Below are 18,391 nucleotides of genomic sequence, written 5' to 3'. Positions count from 1 at the left end.
ATCGCCATGCAATCGCTGATCGGTGCGCTGATGGTCGGCTTTACAATGATCGTCCAGGCAGGCTTCGTAGCTGCTGCATTCGCCGTCGATGACCGCGTGATCCCGTCACGGTTCCGCAAATCGCGAGTGGGTGGAACGCTGCTGCTTGCAAGCGCGACGATCTGGATGTTGCTGGCGTTGACAGCGGCCGCATGGCTCTGGGCCGGGCTGTTTATGGCTCTTGGCGCTTTCCAAGCGCTTGAGCCGGCCCTGTATTTCGCCACCGTGTCGCTTACAACGCTGGGCTTCGGTGATGTCATCTTGTCACAAGAAGTGCGGCTGCTGTCGGCCATCGTGGCGGCGAACGGCCTCATCATGTTTGGCTTCAGCACCGCTTTCCTGCTCGAATTCGTCGGCGACGTTCGTGAGGAAGAACGAGCGACTGCTCCTCGCAACACCTAGGAAATTGAAATGCCCAAACCCAATCCCTTTCTCGTCTTTTCGGTCGCAGTCGCGGCTCTGCCAGCTCTGCCGGTCTCAGCGCAGGAAAACAGCGACGAAGAACCGCGACGGACCCGGATCGCGTTGGGGCCGCAGATCACGCCGAGCTATCCGGGCTCAGACGATATTTCATACCGGCCACTGTTCGACCTGTCGCGCGCTCGCGGTGACGAAGAGTTTGAATTCGAGGCACCGGACGAGGGATTCGGGTTCCCTCTTCTGCGCGGCGAAAGGTTCTCTGCCGGGCCATCGCTCGGGTTCGAGGGGAAGCGATCCTCTTCGGATGTGGGCGGCGCACTGCCGGACGTCGACATCTCCGTCGAACTCGGCGGCTTCGTCCAGTATCAATTAAGCGATAGCATTCGCCTTCGGGCCGAGGGGCGGCAGGCTGTCAGCGGTCACGATGGCTTCATCGGCCATCTGGGCGCCGACTATGTCTGGCGCGAAGGCGACCAGCAGCTCTTTTCCATCGGACCACGTGTGACGGTGACGGACAGCAATTATCAGGATGCCTATTTCGGAGTCCGACCCGAAGACGCTGCGGCCTCGGCCCTGACAGCTTATGACGCTGACGGCGGACTGCAGGCAGTTGGAGTCACTGCTGGCTATATTCATCAGTTCACACCGCGCTGGGGTATTTACAGCTACGCCAAATATGATCGCCTTGTCGGCGATCCCGCGGACTCGCCGCTGGTCGAACGGTTCGGCTCCCGCAACCAGATGTCGGGCGGCATCGCGCTCACCTATACGTTCGGCAGGAACATCTCATGACGACACGCAAGATCACATTGAGCGAAGCGGAAACGGACTTCATCGAGCGGATGGGAATCAACGCAGAAGCTGACGGCCAGGCGCGGATCACTGGCCGGATATGGGCGCTTTTGATGGTGGTGGCACGGGATCTGACCTCTGCCGAGATTGCCGATACACTCATGGTCAGCCGCGGCAGTGTCAGTATCAATCTCCGGCTGCTCGAAAGCCTCAAGATCATCGAGCGGCGATCGAAGCCGGGTAAGCGCGAAACCTATTTCGGCATGTGCGAGCACCCCTACACTCTGCTCATCAAGCAATTCATCGAACGGTTCGCAGGCTATCGCCGCATGATCGAGGCGGCGGCAAGCAGGGTGAACCGGCCGGAAGGCCGGGAAAACGTCGTCAACCTGGCCAAGTTCTACGAGCTTCAGGAACGCGGCCATCGGTATATGCTTGAGGAACTCGAGAAGTCTGAATCGTGATGGCTTACCGCACGTTCTTTTTGGCCGTCGCCAGCTGCATGCTGGCGCTCTTGTCGCCGCCTGCTGCCGCGCAGACGCTGGCTGCACCGGAACCCGCCGCCGAAGCCAGTGACGCTGAGCCTCAACCCGATCCCTTCAAACGCGAGACACCGCGTTCGACCGTGACCGCGCTTCTGCAGGCATTGGCCGATGGCGATTATGTGCGCGCAGCAAATTACTTCGCGGATGGAGCGGATGGCACTGATGCCGACGCGCCTGACGCAAGCATTCTCGATGGTGAAGCGGCGGCACTCGCACGCAGATTTCAAGCCGCGCTCGACCGTGGCGGTTCCTTAACGCCATTCGCCGCTCTGTCGAACGACCCTGAAGGCCAACTGGATGACGGTTTGCCGGCAGATCTCGAGCAGATCGGCAGGCTGGCCGACGAACCGGAGCCGACGCCGATACTGCTTGAGCGGTTGTCCTTGGAGGACGGAACGGCGCAATGGCGGGTCTCGTCGCAAACGACGCAAGCGATTGCAGATTTCGTGCCGCCGGAAATGGTCACGGAAACGGACGAGGCCGAGGAAATTGTGGTCGGCGGTGCACCGTGGACCGACTGGTTACTCCTGATCGGCATCGCGATAGCGGCGTTTATCGTTTTTAGGATCGCCTCGGCCCTTGTTCTCCGGCTTTTGCGGAGTGCTCTGTCCGAACACGAAGCGAGTCCGGTATACCGGTTCTTTCAAGCGGCCCTTCCGCCGCTTTCGCTCTATTTAGTCGTTGTCACTTTCTACCTGGTTTCCGCCGATCTACCAGTGTCGATCGTCGCCCGTCAGACTTTGCTCCGCTACGCCGGCATTGTCGCATGGATCGCTCTGGCTTGGTTTGCCTTGCGACTGGTCGACGCTATCGCGCGCGTGTTGACCGGCCGAATGCATCGCGCCGAACGACGACAGGCTGCAACCGTCGTCACGTTTATGCGCCGCGGCGCGAAGGTGGCGCTGCTGGCGATTGCTTTCATCGCTGTCCTCGACACGATAGGTCTGGATGTGACCACGGGCATCGCTGCGCTTGGCATCGGCGGACTTGCTCTCGCTCTGGGAGCGCAGAAGACCATCGAAAACCTTGTAGGCTCCGTCACGCTGATTGCGGACCGGCCGGTGCAGGTGGGCGATGTCGCAAAAATCGGAGATGTCTTCGGCACGGTTGAGGATATCGGGATGCGCTCAACACTGGTGCGCACCAATGATCGCACGTTGGTTTCGATTCCCAACGGCAACCTGGCGTCTGATCGGATCGAGAATTTTGCTCTCCGGGATCGCTTCCTGTTCAATCAGACACTGGGTGTCACCTACGATACCGATGCCGACCAGATGGAGCGCCTGCTCGCCGAACTGCGCGCGATACTTCAGGCGGACGAGAACATCATCGACGATGAAGTCAGGGTCCGGTTCAACGGCTTCGGCGACAGCGCATTGCATGTCGAGTTCTTCGCCTATTTCCGAACCCGCTCCTATCCGGAATCGCTGGCAATGCAGGAAACGCTTCTGTTCGCCATTATGCGCAAGCTCGATGAACTCGGCATCGGCATCGCTTTCCCGACCAGGACGATCCGACTGCAGACCGAACAGACGGTTTGAACCTGTGGTTCGAGGGAGCGGCCACCATTCGCCCGAGCGGCCGGCAAGCCTAGCGCTGGGCAATACCGGCTTATCGACCCTGGGTTTGGGTGTGTCCGAGGAAGCGGCAAAGCATCCAGGCAGGAGCGGCGTGGAGCTGCTTCGCGACGGCGTTGACGCTTTCGCCATGCGGGTTTGGCTTCTGCGCAACGCCGAGCGCTCGATCGATCTGCAATACTACATCTGGCATGATGACCTGACCGGGCATCTTCTTTTCGAGGAGGTGCGCAAGGCAGCTGATCGCGGCGTGCGCGTCCGCTTGCTCTTGGACGATAACGGGATCGCGGGTCTGGACGATACCTTGGGCTGGTTGGACCGGCATGCCAATGTCGAGATCAGGCTGTTCAATCCCTTTCGCAACCGGCGTTTCAAGCCGCTCGACTTCCTGTTCGATTTCTCCCGGGCGAACCGCCGGATGCATTCGAAAAGCTTCACGGTCGACAATCAGATCACGATTGTCGGTGGTCGCAACATCGGGGACGAGTATTTCGCCGCGCGCGATGCAGACGTCTTCGCGGATCTCGATGCCATATGCGCCGGTCCGGTCGTGACCGAAGTTTCGGACTGCTTCGATCGGTTCTGGAATTACGAGCTTTCTCGATCCATGGAAGAGGCCGTGGGCGCGATCGATGCAGCGGATCGTGCAAAAGCGGAAACCGAACATCGAGCAAAGATCACCTCGGCCGAAGCGCGCTCGTATATGGCTCTGGCAGATAGTGCGAGCATTCTGGTGCGGATTGCTACCGAAGACATCGAACCGCGGTGGGTTCCCGTCAGGCTGGTCAGCGATCCGCCAGACAAGGTTTCCGAACCTCATTCCAACAAGCCGACGATGTTCGATGCGCTGACCGAATTGATCGGCGAACCTGAGCAGGAACTACTTATTGTCTCGGGCTACTTCGTGCCTACGAAACGCGGAGCGATAGCGTTCGCCGATATGGCTAGGCACGGCGTGGATGTGCGCATCCTCACCAATTCCTATGCATCGACCGATGTAGGGGTGGTGCACGCGGGCTATGCGCCTCATCGCAAGACTCTCGTTGCGGCGGGTGTCCAGCTTTTCGAAATGCCCGCACCGAATGATCGCCCAAAGGTGAAAGGCAAGTTCATCGGAGCCGGATCAGGAAGCCAGCGATCCGGGAACGGATCGACCCTTCATGCCAAAGCCTTCACGGTCGATGGCAGCACGGTGTTCATCGGATCGTTCAATTTCGATCCGCGGTCGTTCGACTTGAATACCGAACTTGGGATCGTAATCGAAAGCGCGGAAATGGGCGCGGAAATGCGACGAGTCTTCGACGATGCGATTGCGCCCAATACCTACCGCGTCGTCATTTCCGAAGATGGCAAGCTGGGTTGGATCGATACGCGCGATGACGAGCCGGAAGTTGAATTCACCGAACCTGGCACCACTTGGTTTTCTCGTCTCGTCGTTCGAGCGCTTTCCCATGCGGGGCTGGATCGATTGCTTTGATTCGTAATCGAGCATTCAAAGCCAGAAATTTTCCGCGCTACGGCTGTCTACTATAGGATGGGCGAACGGCTGGTTTCAGGACAGCCAGAGAAACCTTCGAATGACCGAGATTGGGGCGCAAAGCCGAGATCACTGATCGAGAGTGGAGGGAGCTTTGCTCTTCCTGAGCCGGGGCATGTCCGTCCCGGAGATCAGGAGAACTCCCATGGCCAGATCCCGCCGCACTGCTTCAGCTTCGCCAGCTCAGCGCATCACTGCCGCCATCATCGAAAAGCTTGAAGAATGCACCAAGCCCTGGGTCAAGCCGTGGCGCGGTGTGCCAGTCTCGCGGCCCTTGCGTTCCTGCGGGACGCCTTATCGCGGCATGAACACCTTCTGGCTGTAGATGGTGGCCGACGGTTGTGGCTACGCCTCGCCATCGGCCGCGGGCTCGCCAGTCGTAGCCTTCAAAGCCCGTTCCTCATCGCCTCCAAAGAACCAGGTATATAGAACCGGGACGACGCCCAGCGTAAGAATGGTTCCCACTAGAAGTCCGAAGGCGATCGCGCTGGCCATGCCATAGAACAGTACGTCTTGCGCGATAATGAGCGGAAGCAAACCCAGTACAGTGGTTATGTTGGTCATCAGGATCGGGCGAAAGCGTCTTAGCGACGCTGAGATGACGGCATCGGTCACGTCGTCTTTCTCCTTCCTTTCGATATCGCACCTGTCGACCAGTACGATGGCATTGTTGATGATGATACCTACCAGCGCGAACAGTCCGAGAATGACCATGAAGCCGAAATCCGCGCGCATGACGTGCAAGCCGATCGCCGCGCCGATGATCGAGAGTGGCAGGGTCAGCAATATTATGCCGGCGCGCCGAAATCCCCGGAACAGAGCGACCAGCATGATAACTATCAAACCGATCATGGCCGGTACGCTGGCGAACAGGGCACCGGTACCCTCCGCGCTCTGTGCGATAATTCCGTCCCATTCGATGAAATGACCGGGCGGCAGGCTGGCTTCGAGTTCGTCGAGCTGTTCCTGTATTCGCGGCACCAGATCCTGCGGCGTCACCTCGGTCGGTCTGGCTTCCACGGTTAGGGTTTCGATCAGATCCTCTGTCTGTATCCGCCCGAGCTGGGGGCGCAGCGTGACGGTGGCAATTTCACCGAGTTGAACCGGCTCGTCGCTGCCGGTCAGCGTAACCGCCTCTATCCGCCCGGGGTCGGAGCGTTCGCCTTCCGGAGCGCGTAAGATGATGGGAACCAGATCGTCCCCGTCGCGAAACTCGCCGGCAGGTTGCCCTGCGAAGTAGGCCGAAAGGGCCTGCGAAACGTCCAGCGAGGAGACACCCGCAGCGCGCGCCGCTGCCTGGTCGACCGAAACCCGGTATTGAAGCGACGGGTTTTCCCAGTCGGAAGTAACATCGATCGTGCCTTCGACATCTCGCAGGAGGGCAGCGAGCCTGTCTCCCGTTTCCAGGAGTACATCCCGGTCAGGCCCGCGCACCTGTACCTGCGTGATGTTGGGATCGCTCGGCCCGAGAAACATTCCCGCTATTCGCAGGCGAATACCGGGAAACTGGGCTGCCAGATCGTTGCGAAGCGCGAGGACGCCTTTATCGCGGGCTTCGGCATCAGCAGCGTTGATGACCAGGAAGCCGCGGTTCGGCGCGGGATCGACGGGAGCGAGAGACAGCACGAAGCGCGGGCCACCGAACCCCGAATAGGCGGCGACATTATCGAAATCGGGATAGCGTTCGTCATCTTCGATATATTGCGCGATCTGCTGTATCTGATCGTCCGTCGCGGCGCTCGAAGTGCCGACCGGCATATCGGCGTAGACGAGGATCTGCGCCCGGTCGGAGGCAGGAAAGAACTGCTGCGGCACGAATTGCAACGAATAGCCCGCGAGGACGAAGGCAGCGGCCATCGCGCCCATGAACAGCTTGCGATGATCGAGCGCCCAGCGCAGACGATCTTCGTATTTGCTATTGGCCCATTCGAACGCCTGATCCACCTTGCGGCGGATCTTCCCTTGCGTCTCCTTATCGGTCGGCTGCGCGAACCAGTAGCACAGCGTGGGCGTGACCATCATCGCGATCAGCCATGACGAAGACAGAGAAATCAAGATGACGAGCGAGATGCTGCGGGTATATTCTCCCGAACCTTCCTCTGCCAGCATCAGCGGCAGAAAGACGAGAATCGTTGTAATCGTCGATGCCAGGAGCGGGAGGGCAAGCTCCTTGCCAGTTTCGCCGATCGCATCGCGTCGGTCCACGCCCTGCGCCAGCCGGGTCTTAAAATCCTCGGCGATGACGATGCCGTTATCGACCAGCAGTCCCAGCGAGATCACGATCGTCGCCAGGCTCATGCGTTCCAGCTTGATCCCGAACACGCCCATCACCCCCAGCGTCACCAGAATCACGACCGGCACGATGGAGCCCACGATCAGGCCGGTTCTGACGCCTAGGAACAGGATGACGACGCCCAGTACCAGCGCCAGGGTCTGCAGGACATTGAAGCTGACGCCATAAACGGCGTTCTCGACCTGATCGGCCTGCCAGGTCATCACGTTAAGTTCGACGCCCGCGGGCATCGCCTGGCGCAACTCGTCGATCGCAGGGCGCGCGCGTCCGGCGTAGTTTATGACGCTTTCTTCATCGAGCATGGAGATCGCGAACACGATGGCCCGTTCGCCGTTGAAATAGGCGGTCTGAGCAGGCGGTTCGAGAAAACCGCGCCGGATTTCGGCATAATCGCCCAGCCGTATCGGGCCGATCTCGGGGCCGAGTTCCAAATAGAGATCGGCGATCTCCTCCACGCTGTCGAATGATCCGGAAGGCTGGATCGCAATGCGGCGGGTCTCGGTTTCGATCGTTCCGCCGGGCGCAACGGTGTTCTGGGATCGCAGAGCCTGCGCCACCGCAGAAAGCGGCGCACCCAATCGTGCCAGCGTTGCATTGTCCATCTCGACATAAATGCGCTCATCCGGGCGGCCCAGAACGTCGACCTCCCGCGTGCCCTCGATCATGTAGAGCCGGGTACGGATATGTTCGGCGAGGTCGCCCAACTCGACCATGTCGAAACTGTCGGATTGCAGCGCCATGGTGATCACGGCGACGTCGCCGAATTCGTCGTTGATGAAGGGCTTGCGCGCCCCTTCGGGCAACAGGGGCGTCGTTTCCTCGACCTTGTCCGCCAATTCGTCCCAGACCTGGTCGAGGTCGCTCGCCGAAAATTCAGCCTCGGCGTGAATGATCGACTGACCTTCCATTGAGGTCGCACGCACCTCCTTTATCTCGGGAATGGTCCTGATCGCTTCGGCAAGCGGAGTGGTAATCAGCTGTTCGACCCGGCTCGGCGAGAGACCCGGGTGGCTGGTGGAGACCACCGCCTCGCGGATGGTGATCTGGGGATCCTCCCGCGCGGGCAAGGTGAAATAGCTGACTGCACCGTAGACCATCGCCAGCGCGATGGTAAGCAGTACCGCGGGGCGGAAGCGGAACCCGATTTCGGAAAGCGTGGTCATCGCGCGTAGCGTCGTGGGCCGACGCCGAGGCGGCTCACCTCTTGCCCTTCGGACAGGAAGGCTGCGCCTTTCGATACGATCATGTCGCCGCGCGAAAGGCCCGACAGGACCACCACCTCGTTTCCACTGGCCTTGCCGAACCGGACGGGAGCCTTTTCCAACCGTTGCGTACGCGGCAATATGCGCCACACGTAACCGCTATCGTCATCTTCCGGTATGATCGCCGTCAGCGGCACCAGGATTCGGGCGGTATCCCGCCCGTTCTCCGATTGCACCGGGCGATCGGGCAGGCGGACCTCGACGACCTGACCCGCTTCCAGTTCGGGGCTGGCCGCTGCCAGAGCGGCGACGATTTCGAACGCTCCCGGCCCGCTTGCCCTACTGCCGATATCGGTAATGCGGGCAGAGCTTGTGATGCCATCGCCCGATGAGGGCGCAACGGTGACGTTCTGCCCCACCGACAGCCGGTCGCGCTGGCGTTGCGGGACCGAGAAGCTGACCTCCAACTGGCTGCCGTCCAGTTCGTAAACCGATTGCCCCGGGGAAACCTGGGTTCCCGGTTCGACCAGACGGCGGGCGATCTGACCGGAATAAGGCGCTCGCATCCGCGTATCCGAGAGCGCTTCGCGCGCCACGCCCAGCTGCGCCTCGTTTGCATCGGCAATCGCACCGAGGCTGCCGAGCTGGGCTCGCGCATCCTCGAGCCGGGCCTGCGATGCTGCGCCTTCGGAGTACAGATATTCCTGACGTTCCTCGTCCTGCCGCGCCTGATCGAGGCGCGCGCGGCTTTCCGCGAGATTGGCCTGCGCTCTAGCCACTTCGAGCCGGTAGCTTGCCGGGTCGAGCGTCGCGATCACACTGCCGCGCGCCACCCGGTCGCCAAGGTCGGCCGACATGCTGGCGATCGTGCCGCCGACTTCGAAGCTCAGGACCGTCCGGTTCCTTGCCTGCACCCGGCCCGGAACGTTCGTCGCGATGTCGGTGTTGGAGCCGGTGCCGATCTCGATCCACGCGACGGGCTTGGGGGGCGGGGGTTCATCCTGGCTGCCGCAAGCGACCAGCATCAGCGAGATGGCGACGAGAATGGTCGATCTTCGAAGAGATAAGAGAGGCATCACGGCTTTCTGTTCAGTCGGAAATAGGCAGGATCGTGGACGGCGGGGCCGCCGCCGAAGGAGGTGCCGGGGCGGGAGCGGGAATAGCGACATAAGGCGGAAAGGCTTGCCAGCCGCCGCCGAGCGCGGCGTAAAGCTGCGCTAGTGCGAGCGTCGAATTGCGGTAGGAAATCGCGCCGTTGCGCAGCGCATCGCTATATGTCCGTTCGGCATCCTGCAATTCGAACCGGTCGATATCGCCCACTTCGAAACGGATCCGCGCGAGACGAAGATTTTCCTGCGCGAGTTCTATCGTGCGCAACGCGAGCGGACGCCCCTCACGTGCGAGGTCGTATTGCGCGATCGCGGTTTCCGCCTCCTCGATCGCGGTCAGCGTGCCTTCGACATAGGCCAGGGCGGCGGTGCGCGCTTCGGCTTGCGCCAAACGAATGTCGGCGCGCACCCTCCCGCCATCGAAAACGCGCCAGGACAAAAACGGCACGATGGTAAAGCGCGTGCTGTCGCCGGACAGGATCGTCCCGGGATCGATGGAGGTAAAGCCCCCCGATGCATCGAGGCCCAGTTGCGGGAACAGTTCCCCGCGTGCGACGCCGACCTCGAATGTTTCCGCCGCCAGTTCGCGTTCGAGCCGGGCGACATCGGGGCGGCGCCTGAGCAAATCCGCCCGGGTTCCCACCGGAATGTCCGGCAGCTCCAGCAGCGGCGGCACCCTATCGGCTAGGGCGATCTCGTTTTCCGGCAGGCGTCCGGTCAGGACGCCCAGCGCAAGCGCATTGGCCTGAATTTCCGCTTCGACACCTGGCAGCTGCTCCGCCAAACGCGCGAGTTCCGCTTCCACAAGGACCAGCTGCGCGCGTGAAATGGCGCCTGCTTCCAAACGGGTTTCCGCAAGATCGAGCTGCGTGCGTTGCGCCTCGATCCCGAGCAGCAGTGCCCGCTTCTCCTGCTGGAAGCCGGCCATGGTGAAATAGGTGGCCGCCGTTTCCGATGCGATCGCCAGGCGCGCGCCGTTGGCGGCTGCGATCAGCGCTTCCACCCGGGCATCGGCCGCATCGATCCGGCGCTGTGTCTGGCCCCATAGATCGACTTGCCAGTTGAATGCCGCGCCCAGAGCATATTGCTCGTATTGACGCTCGAAGCCGGGGAACTGAGCTTGGCCAAGCTGGGTGTTGAGGCTTTGCTGGAGCACGGTGGCCGAGCTTTCCGCACTGACCGAGGGATAGCGGGCAGCGCGGGCGCGAAGGCGACGGGCATTGGCTTCCTCTATGCGCGACAACCCCTGGCGTATCGTCAGATTGTTCTGCAACGCCGCCTCGATCAGCCTAGCGAGTTCCGGGTCGCCAAGTTCCCGCCACCATGCGACGAACTCCTCCTCCGCCACCGCTACGTTGGCGCGGTCGATCCAGTCGGTTTGCGCGGCAGGCGGGGGCTGGCGATCATAATCGCCCCCCACGGCCATGCATCCCGATAACAGCATGCCGGCGAAAAAGATCGGCGGGTATCTGAACACAAAGCGTGTCCGGCAGGATCTGTCGCTGATCAATTCGGCTGAACCCCGTCTTGAATGAACTGAGCGGTTCATTCGCCTGAACTATCGAGATAAGCTTTTCAACCTCCATTACGAATTCAGGCTTATCATTTCGCCCCGGGGGTTATAGCAAGGCAGCGGGCAAGGAGAGTCGGAACCTTTCCGAAAAGCGCGATTTAATGAACAACGCCGAGGCCACGAAAATGACTGCGCCCCATCCCAGTATTCACGCAAAGGTTCTTGCTGCCGCGGTCGAACAGTTCGCCGCCAATGGTTTCGACGGCGCCAATATGGACGCGATCGCACGCCGGGCCGGTGTTGCCAAACCCACGATCTACAATCATTTCAGGGATAAGTCCGCGCTATACTTGGCCTCAATCGAGTACATGCTGGGCCGCAACCGTGCTACCATCGCCAGCCCTTCGTTCGCCAGCCTCCCCGCCGGAAAAGGTATTCTGAAGGTGGCGCTCGAACTTACCTGGCTGTTCGGCCGCGATGACGACATTCTCATGTTCTGCAAGATGTGCATCGCCGGGAACGAACGGTTCCATACCGCAGCCGACGTGTTCCTTCGTAACGGTCCATGGCGCGGTACGGACGAGATCGCATCCCTGCTTCGTGTCTGGCACGAACGTGGTGAACTGCGGATCGACCGCCCGAGCTTCGCGGCGCGACAACTAAGCGAATTGTGCAAGACCGATATTTTCGATGCACGGTTGTTCGGCGGACCAGCAATGGCAACCGAGGAAGAATGTCGCTTCACGGCATCCGAGGCAGCCAGGACGTTCCTTGCGCGGTATGCGCGCCACGAAAGGCGAATGCTCTTTCGTCCTAAGACGGGCGGTAGATAGCGTAAACCCCGCAACGGAAACGCAGACCGATGTCCAGCTTCCGAGATCAGCTATCCGCGATAGGACGTTCCGCACGCCGCCCGTAATTTGTAATATGACGCAGGTCCGTTCCTTCGGCACCGACTAAAAAGCCATTTGTCAATGAACCAGTCGAGTCGGCCTGACCGTTAGAAAATTGCCGTTCGCGTCGAGCTTTTGAACAAATCGTCAATCGCTGGCGTAATCTCGTCGAGAGGCTGTTCAACAAGCTCAAGAACTGGCGCAGGGTCGCCACACGTTACGACAAGATCAAGGAATCCTACCTCGGCTTCGCGCTTTCAAGCCCAAGGATAAGCCGTACAAGGTAACCGATGGGCGCAGCCCGTATGTTGAGGTCACGAGGACCACCATCATTCATATCGTAAAGAAACCAACCTGTACCCTCGTTGAACGAACGACGCAGCAGGGGTAGCGGCAGAACCGAACCTGCACGAGCGGGCCCGAAAACAATTATGTCGGGTAGTAGAACATGACAACATATGGAGTGAGATTCTGACGCATATAGCGCCAACCGGACCTACCACTCGGTTCCGGTCGGGTCTCTTTCTGACCATTGAAGTCTTAGTCCGATTGTTGGCTCTGACGCGATCCGGAAACCTCGGTCCTTTCGTCGAGCCACCTACTTCCGCCCGGCGTTCACGACCCGCCTTTTTCGGCGCACCAGTGATGCTATCTGGCCACGGTGCCCATTTTGATAGATCGAAGGTTAATCTTTGTTTTCGGTCACCGGAAGGCGGCTGTCGCGACGCACATCGCTCTGAAAGTCGTGGGGGTATTTCGCAGGTCTTCGAGGAACAGGCCTGCCAATTTTCGCCCTGCAGTTAGTTCCATCAGGATAGCGCTGTTAGCATACGTAGGCACCGCGGCCGCTAGCCAAAAGGTTACCAGCAGGACCGTATACACGTGTTTCAGCGACCGAGATATTTTTACCGATCTTGATAATCTTGCCCGATGCTACGAGTGGTCCTGAGGTTGCCGGGCGGTGGTAGTCGACCCTCAGATCGGCGGTCGCCTTGGCCCCTGTACCTTGCGACAATAAGGTGTAGAGCCCGGTTAAATCGATCAGAGAGGCGAGCACGCCGCCATGCGCTGAACCGATTGCCGGGTTTGACACGATCTCGTCGCGCCAAGGCATCTCCAGTTCAAGCTGCTCGCTCGAACATGACCGTAAAGTGAGGCCAAGCCATCGGTGAAACGGGGCAATCTGCAGGATCTCTTCGAGGCGCTTAGGATCGATCCTTGTCGGATTATCGCTCATGTAACGGCCCCCTGCGGACTGTGATTACGTTTGAGAAAATCGAGTATCGCTGCCGAAAAGGCATCGTTGGCATCGCCAACCACCATATGCGTTGCCTCTGCGATGTCGGTGTATTCAGCGTGTGGAACAAGTTCGAGCAATTGCGCGACCGCGTCTTCGGAAACCAGATCGCTCGATCCGCCGCGAATAATATGCAATGGCACCGAAAGCCTGCTGGCTGCATCGTTCAGCGCATCAAATTGGCGTTCCTGATGAGACGGATCGCTTCGCTTGGCTAGTGTGATGTTGCGGATAAAGGCCGGATCCCAATGCCAGTAGTAGCGGCCGTCTTCCTTCTCTCGCAGATAGCGCCGTAAACCCTTGCCGGCTCCGCGCTTGCGGCGATTTGGCATGTAGCGCGCGACGACCTCTGCCGCTTCGTCCGGTGAAGAGAAACCGGTCTCCACGTGCTCCTCCATAAAGCCGACTACGCGCATAACGCCCCCCGTCTCCATACGCGGCGCGATGTCGACGAGAGTGAGCGACGCGAAGCGGCCCGGCGCAAGGTGTCCTTCGGCGATCAGTCCGGCCAACCCGCCAAGGGAGGCCCCGACGAGCGCTGGCTTGCGGTCCATTTTTGAAGCGATCGCAACGAGATCTGAAGCGAAGTCGCGCGTTTCGTAAGCGCCCTCGGCAGACCATTCGCTGTCGCCATGACCGCGCATATCAATTGCGATCGGACGAAATCCCGCATTGGCGAGATCGGCTGTGACACGTTTCCATGCGTGACGGGTCTGGCCGCCCCCATGCGCGAGCAAGACCGGTAAAGCATCGGCATTTCCGGTCGCTTCGGCTGCTATGGAGATGCCACCATCTCCCTCGATATGGAAAGTTTGCGACTGCATACCGCAACCTCTATATTGTAAATTGGTTTATAGTAAACGGCTTTATTTCCTGATCGGCTATGGTAGGTTGCCCAGGATGGCTGCCACGACGGACTATGACACGGATATAAAGGGGGCAAGTTCCCTCACCGATACCGATCGGCTGTTCTTTCTTATGGAGGAAGTGACGCGGCGTTTGCGCAGAACCTTTGATTCTTCGGTTGAACAATTCGGGCTCACGCGGACGCAATGGCGCACATTGGCTTATCTCCTTCGGAGCCCAGGCATGACCCAGACCGAGCTGGCTCGGGAACTGGAGCTAGAGCGCGCTAGCATCGGCCGGACGATTGATCGCCTGGAAGAACTTGATCTGGTCGAAAGACGCAGCGCGAAGAACGACAGGCGCGTTTGGCGGGTTCATTTACGCCCTGCCGCGATCGAGCTACTTCCCAAGATGCGAGTAGAAGCTGATGCGGTGTATGCTCGCTTGCTCGGGGGGATCCGTTTTGGGGAACTGGAGCGCTTACGCGGATCGCTGGCCAAGATGCGTGACAACCTGGGCAGCGCGCCATAATCACTCGAAATCGAGCCCACGCCCCGCATTCACACCCCACGTTGCCCTTCAGAGGGGGACTGATGCTCAAGTGATGGAGGCCGAGCGCTTGCGATCATAAGATCCCGGCAGTCGTGGCAGGCGAGGTGGCCGGAGCACTCGCACTCACCCAGCGCCGTTCGGTTCCTTTTTAGCTTGAGCGACCATTGGATTCAGTTTCTGCTGTAGCGTGAAATCAGCGAGTGTATGCATGGCGGCACTGCTAGCGAATATGGTTGACGCTGAGCTTGAACACGCCAGGCTTGCGCGAGCCTTCCAAGATAGCGCGATGGATAAGCATATGTCGAAAGATGAGATACGTGATTACGCCCCCAACGAAAAGGATGACATCCTTTATTTGCTAGAAGAGGTGAACAGGACCGCTCGGCGGACCTTCGACGCTCTGATCGTGGGGCTCGACCTCAATCAAACACAATGGCGGATCATCGCGTCCTTGTTGCGAGAACCTACGCTAACACAGACCGAGATTTCTCGCCTGCTCGAGCTTGAATCGGCGACGATAGGACAGGCTGTCGCAGTTTTGGTTGAAAAAGGTTTGATCGAGCGAGAGCGGGCGGCGCACGATCGAAGGGTTTGGAACCTCCACCTCACCGAGCAAGTAAGAACCATCTGGCCGGAACTGCGCGAAGCGGCTGATCGACTCCACGAAATTCTCTGGAAGGGAATGTCTGCGCCTCAAATCGACCTCCTGCGTACGATGCTTCGAAAAGTTGCGGAGAATCAGAAGCAGGCTGACACTTGCGAAGAAAGCCGATGAAGCATGATCTGGAAAACAGTGTCGGTGAACTGACGCGGCTAGCAGAACTCGGTCAGATTTTCGCCCGGCACGGTCTGAAAAATCTCGGAAGCTTGCTTGGCTTTATGCCGGTTTCGGAGAATGAGCCAGATACCGAGGACTTGCGTCCTGCATCGGTGGTGGCGCTGTTGCGCGATGTCGGCCCTGTCGGAATAAAGCTTGGCCAGCTCCTGGCGACCAGAAGCGATCTGTTTACACAACCCTGGATTTCCGCGTTCGGCACTCTCCACGACCAGGTGGAACCGCTGCCGTTCGATAAGATCGAACCGGTGATTGTATCGGCTTGGGGCAGCGACTGGGAACGTGAATTCGCCGCTTTCGAGAGAAACCCGATCGCCTCAGCCTCTATCGCGCAGACTTATGTCGCAACCCTGCTGGACGGAAGCGAGACTATCGTGAAAATCCGCCGACCCGGCATGGCGTCCAGGATCGAGGCGGACATGAGGCTGTTGACACGGCTCGCGGGCCTCGCCGAGCGTCGGTCAAGCGACATTGCCCGCTATCGACCCGTGCAGTTCCTCCAGACATTCGCCAAGAATTTAGCGCGGGAGATGGACCTGGCGGCAGAAGCACGCGCCTGTGAACGGATTGGCGGTTATCTGGAGATGCTTGGGGTGAAGACCCCCGCGATCCACTGGCAACTTACAGGCATGACGATCAATGTGCAGGAAGCCCTGGTCGGAAAGCCTGCGTCGCGGCCCCCGGCAACTGGTCAGGGAGATAATGCGCGGTTCGCGAAGCGCTATGCCGATGCGGTGCTACGGATGATCCTTCTCAATGGAGAGTTTCATGGCGACCCGCATCCCGGCAATGTTTTCTGGATGGAAGGGAACCAGGTAGGCTTTATTGATTTCGGCTCGGTGGGCTTTCTCAGCGGCGCGCGGCGTCAGGAAATCGTCCGACTGATTTTCGCTATCGCGAACGAACAGATAGACAAGGCGGCCGATCTGCTGCTCGACTGGGCAGGCAATCCGCTCGTGGATCGGGCGCATTTGGTGATGGACCTGGATGAGCTGATCGCGGAATTTAGCGGCACAGCTCTTGCCGGGATAGAATTCGCGGCAATTTTCGATCGGGTTTTCGGATTGTTGCGCGATTATCGCCTCGTATTGCCGCCCGACCTCGCTATTTTGCTGCGCACCCTGCTGACCGCAGAGGGCTTCGTTCGCTCTTTGGCGCCGGACTACAATATCGCCGAAGAAACGAAGCCGATCGTGATGCAATTGTTTGCCGAGCGATTTTCGGTCGGAGCCGCGCGGGATCATTTGGCCAAGGTCCGCAGTGGCCTGCTTGATTTCTCGGCATCGCTGCCCGAGCTGATCGAGAACGCTGCATCGGTCGCTCGATCGGGTACGATTCAGGTGTCCATCGACCCAGCCAGTCTGAACCCTCTGACGCGGGAAGGGCACCGCAGCACCCCCGTCAAGGGTCCCGTGGTCGCCGCGTTGATCGTCTCTGCCGCCCTGCTGGCCGACCAATCGTTGATACTGGCAGGAATTGTTCTGGCTTGCGCGGGATTAGCACTCATTCCTAGATGGAACTGATAAGACCATACGCTGGAAACGCTTCGATCACGGCCGCCGGGCACCGATATTGGCTACATCAGGGGAGAAGAGTGGAAATGACCGAACAGAAACCTGCCGAGGCGGTGCCTGCCGCCACCATGCTGCTGGTGCGGGATGAACCGGAGTTTCAGGTTCTCATGGTGAAGCGACATCATCAGATCGACTTCGCATCTGGAGCACTGGTCTTCCCCGGCGGGAAACCCCACTCCGAAGATTCTTTGGAGGAATGGGCCGCTTACTCCGACGGGTGGGATCAGGTCGATACGACCCAGAGAATTTTAAAGATCGCTGCGATCCGCGAAGCTTACGAGGAGGCTGGCATTTTGCTGGCGGTCAACCGCGATGGCAGCCCTTTCGAAGGGGCCTGTGACCCAGACAGCCGCCGGGCAGTCGAACAGGGGGAAAGATCGTTCCTCGATGTCGTTCGGCAGTCCGATGTGACCTTGCGGCTCGACAGTCTCACCGATTTTGCGCGGTGGATTACCCCGGTCTTCATGAAAAGACGGTTCGACACCTGGTTCTACGTCGCTCGAGCCCCCGAATGCCAGATTGCCGCGTGCGATGGCTATGAGACGGTGGATGCAGAATGGCTCTCACCAAATCGGGCTCTGGAGATGGGGCAATCGGGCGTGCGCACGGTCATTTTCCCCACCCGACTGAACCTGGAACTGTTGTCCGAGGCGAACAGTGCTGCGGACTGCGTAGATCGCGCGCAGGCGCGCACGATCGTGCCTGTCCTGCCGCGGGTCTTGCAGCGCGATGGCAAGAATATCCTGACCATCCCGGAGGATGCAGGCTACGGCCCGGCAGGCGAGGTTATAGGTTGAGTGTCGCGGTGGCGGTGGCTTACGGCCCATGAGATCCTGGCTATAAAAGTCGTGATTTCAGTGCTGTGAGGTCGTTTAGCAAGGCCGCAAATCCTTTGGGTCGACTAACAACCGCTTCAGCTTCGTGTTTTCACTGTCCAATCCAACCATAAAAGCGGTATCGTGCACCCTTAATCGGCGCACTCTCGGCCTTCGACCGTAGACCGGTTTTTCCGTCAAAGCCATATTGGCGGGCTGAATCGATAGTCTGCGAACCTACCTTCGTAAGGGAGCTCTGGAACTGCTGTTTCGAAACGGCAGTCTCGTAAGCCCTTGGGTCCTTCAGCCAGAACATGAAACTGCTCAAGATCGTTTACGATGCAGGGAGCGGTCAGCACACGTGGGCCGTCTACGCACTGGCTGCGCATCAGCTTTCAACGGAAAGGGAGGATCGGACACGCCGTACACCCTGCGTGGATACGCCACCAGCTAGCAAAGCCATCTGCTTATCGACCAACTTTCGAACGTACTTATACTTGGTCTGACATGACTGTTTGAAAAAAAGAGGGTCCGACACAACGAAGCGCCGAA

At 59.5% G+C, this 18,391-nt stretch carries 15 protein-coding genes and 2 pseudogenes; 12 read left to right on the top strand and 5 right to left on the bottom strand.

The genetic code is table 11. The features are described from left to right. Positions 1-6: 6 nt before the first annotated feature. The 6 genes and pseudogenes from Q9K01_RS11690 to Q9K01_RS11665 form a co-directional block, all read left to right on the top strand. Entirely contained in the window at positions 7-441 is a 435-nt protein-coding gene (locus tag Q9K01_RS11690) for an ion channel (protein WP_305930422.1), read from the top strand. A 9-nt stretch (positions 442-450) separates the two neighbouring features. Next, a complete protein-coding gene (locus Q9K01_RS11685) occupies positions 451-1,251 on the top strand; it encodes a MipA/OmpV family protein (protein WP_305930421.1) in 801 nt (266 codons plus the stop codon). Then, on the top strand, positions 1,248-1,715 hold the full coding sequence (locus Q9K01_RS11680) for a GbsR/MarR family transcriptional regulator (RefSeq protein ID WP_305930420.1): 468 nt from the start codon (positions 1,248-1,250) through the stop codon (positions 1,713-1,715). The genes Q9K01_RS11685 and Q9K01_RS11680 overlap by 4 nt, the downstream gene beginning before the upstream one ends. Then, entirely contained in the window at positions 1,715-3,337 is a 1,623-nt protein-coding gene (locus Q9K01_RS11675; RefSeq protein WP_305930419.1) for a mechanosensitive ion channel family protein, read from the top strand. Before Q9K01_RS11680 ends, Q9K01_RS11675 begins: the two co-directional genes overlap by 1 nt. Before the next feature lie 91 nt (positions 3,338-3,428). Beyond that, on the top strand, positions 3,429-4,850 hold the full coding sequence (locus Q9K01_RS11670) for a phospholipase D-like domain-containing protein (protein WP_305930418.1): 1,422 nt from the start codon (positions 3,429-3,431) through the stop codon (positions 4,848-4,850). A gap of 205 nt (positions 4,851-5,055) precedes the next feature. After that, a pseudogene (locus Q9K01_RS11665) lies at positions 5,056-5,232 on the top strand (ArdC-like ssDNA-binding domain-containing protein); the annotation flags it as partial. A gap of 23 nt (positions 5,233-5,255) precedes the next feature. Here Q9K01_RS11665 and Q9K01_RS11660 read toward each other — a convergent pair. Genes Q9K01_RS11660 through Q9K01_RS11650 form a run of 3 tightly spaced genes read right to left on the bottom strand, consistent with a single transcriptional unit; the run spans position 5,256 to position 10,991 of the window. Continuing rightward, positions 5,256-8,366 carry an efflux RND transporter permease subunit gene (locus Q9K01_RS11660; RefSeq protein ID WP_305930417.1) on the bottom strand — a complete coding sequence of 1,037 codons (3,111 nt, stop codon included), beginning with the start codon at positions 8,364-8,366 and terminating at the stop codon, positions 5,256-5,258. Further along, the gene (locus Q9K01_RS11655; RefSeq protein ID WP_305930416.1) at positions 8,363-9,481 is read right to left on the bottom strand and encodes an efflux RND transporter periplasmic adaptor subunit; all 1,119 of its coding nucleotides are present in this window, start codon (positions 9,479-9,481) and stop codon (positions 8,363-8,365) included. The genes Q9K01_RS11660 and Q9K01_RS11655 overlap by 4 nt, the downstream gene beginning before the upstream one ends. Positions 9,482-9,494: 13 nt before the next feature. Beyond that, on the bottom strand, positions 9,495-10,991 hold the full coding sequence (locus Q9K01_RS11650) for an efflux transporter outer membrane subunit (protein WP_305930415.1): 1,497 nt from the start codon (positions 10,989-10,991) through the stop codon (positions 9,495-9,497). 197 nt (positions 10,992-11,188) lie between these two features. Between Q9K01_RS11650 and Q9K01_RS11645 the strand changes: the two genes are divergently transcribed. Together Q9K01_RS11645 and Q9K01_RS11640 are read left to right on the top strand one after the other, a co-directional pair. After that, on the top strand, positions 11,189-11,860 hold the full coding sequence (locus tag Q9K01_RS11645) for a TetR/AcrR family transcriptional regulator (RefSeq protein WP_305930414.1): 672 nt from the start codon (positions 11,189-11,191) through the stop codon (positions 11,858-11,860). A gap of 218 nt (positions 11,861-12,078) precedes the next feature. Then, a pseudogene (locus tag Q9K01_RS11640) lies at positions 12,079-12,207 on the top strand (IS5/IS1182 family transposase); the annotation flags it as partial. A gap of 536 nt (positions 12,208-12,743) precedes the next feature. Here Q9K01_RS11640 and Q9K01_RS11635 read toward each other — a convergent pair. Both Q9K01_RS11635 and Q9K01_RS11630 read right to left on the bottom strand, forming a co-directional pair. Further along, the gene (locus Q9K01_RS11635; protein ID WP_305930413.1) at positions 12,744-13,157 is read right to left on the bottom strand and encodes a hotdog fold thioesterase; all 414 of its coding nucleotides are present in this window, start codon (positions 13,155-13,157) and stop codon (positions 12,744-12,746) included. Beyond that, a complete protein-coding gene (locus tag Q9K01_RS11630) occupies positions 13,154-14,041 on the bottom strand; it encodes an alpha/beta fold hydrolase (protein ID WP_305930412.1) in 888 nt (295 codons plus the stop codon). The genes Q9K01_RS11635 and Q9K01_RS11630 overlap by 4 nt, the downstream gene beginning before the upstream one ends. A gap of 76 nt (positions 14,042-14,117) precedes the next feature. On the opposite strand from Q9K01_RS11630, the gene Q9K01_RS11625 reads away from it, so the two are divergent. From Q9K01_RS11625 to Q9K01_RS11610, 4 genes are all read left to right on the top strand, one after another. Then, on the top strand, positions 14,118-14,594 hold the full coding sequence (locus tag Q9K01_RS11625; RefSeq protein WP_305930411.1) for a MarR family winged helix-turn-helix transcriptional regulator: 477 nt from the start codon (positions 14,118-14,120) through the stop codon (positions 14,592-14,594). A 229-nt stretch (positions 14,595-14,823) separates the two neighbouring features. Then, positions 14,824-15,390, top strand: coding sequence for a MarR family winged helix-turn-helix transcriptional regulator (locus tag Q9K01_RS11620; protein WP_305930410.1), 567 nt, complete (start codon positions 14,824-14,826; stop codon positions 15,388-15,390). Further along, a complete protein-coding gene (locus Q9K01_RS11615) occupies positions 15,387-16,973 on the top strand; it encodes an ABC1 kinase family protein (RefSeq protein WP_305930409.1) in 1,587 nt (528 codons plus the stop codon). The genes Q9K01_RS11620 and Q9K01_RS11615 overlap by 4 nt, the downstream gene beginning before the upstream one ends. Positions 16,974-17,050: 77 nt before the next feature. Then, positions 17,051-17,821, top strand: a complete 771-nt coding sequence (locus tag Q9K01_RS11610; protein WP_305930408.1) for an NUDIX hydrolase — start codon at positions 17,051-17,053, stop codon at positions 17,819-17,821. Positions 17,822-18,391 lie beyond the last annotated feature (570 nt).

The sequence above is a fragment of the Qipengyuania benthica genome, assembly GCF_030717865.1.
Taxonomy (GTDB): domain Bacteria; phylum Pseudomonadota; class Alphaproteobacteria; order Sphingomonadales; family Sphingomonadaceae; genus Qipengyuania; species Qipengyuania benthica.
The sequence above is the reverse complement of the archived record's forward strand: the minus strand, read 5'-3'. Positions and strand labels throughout refer to the sequence as shown.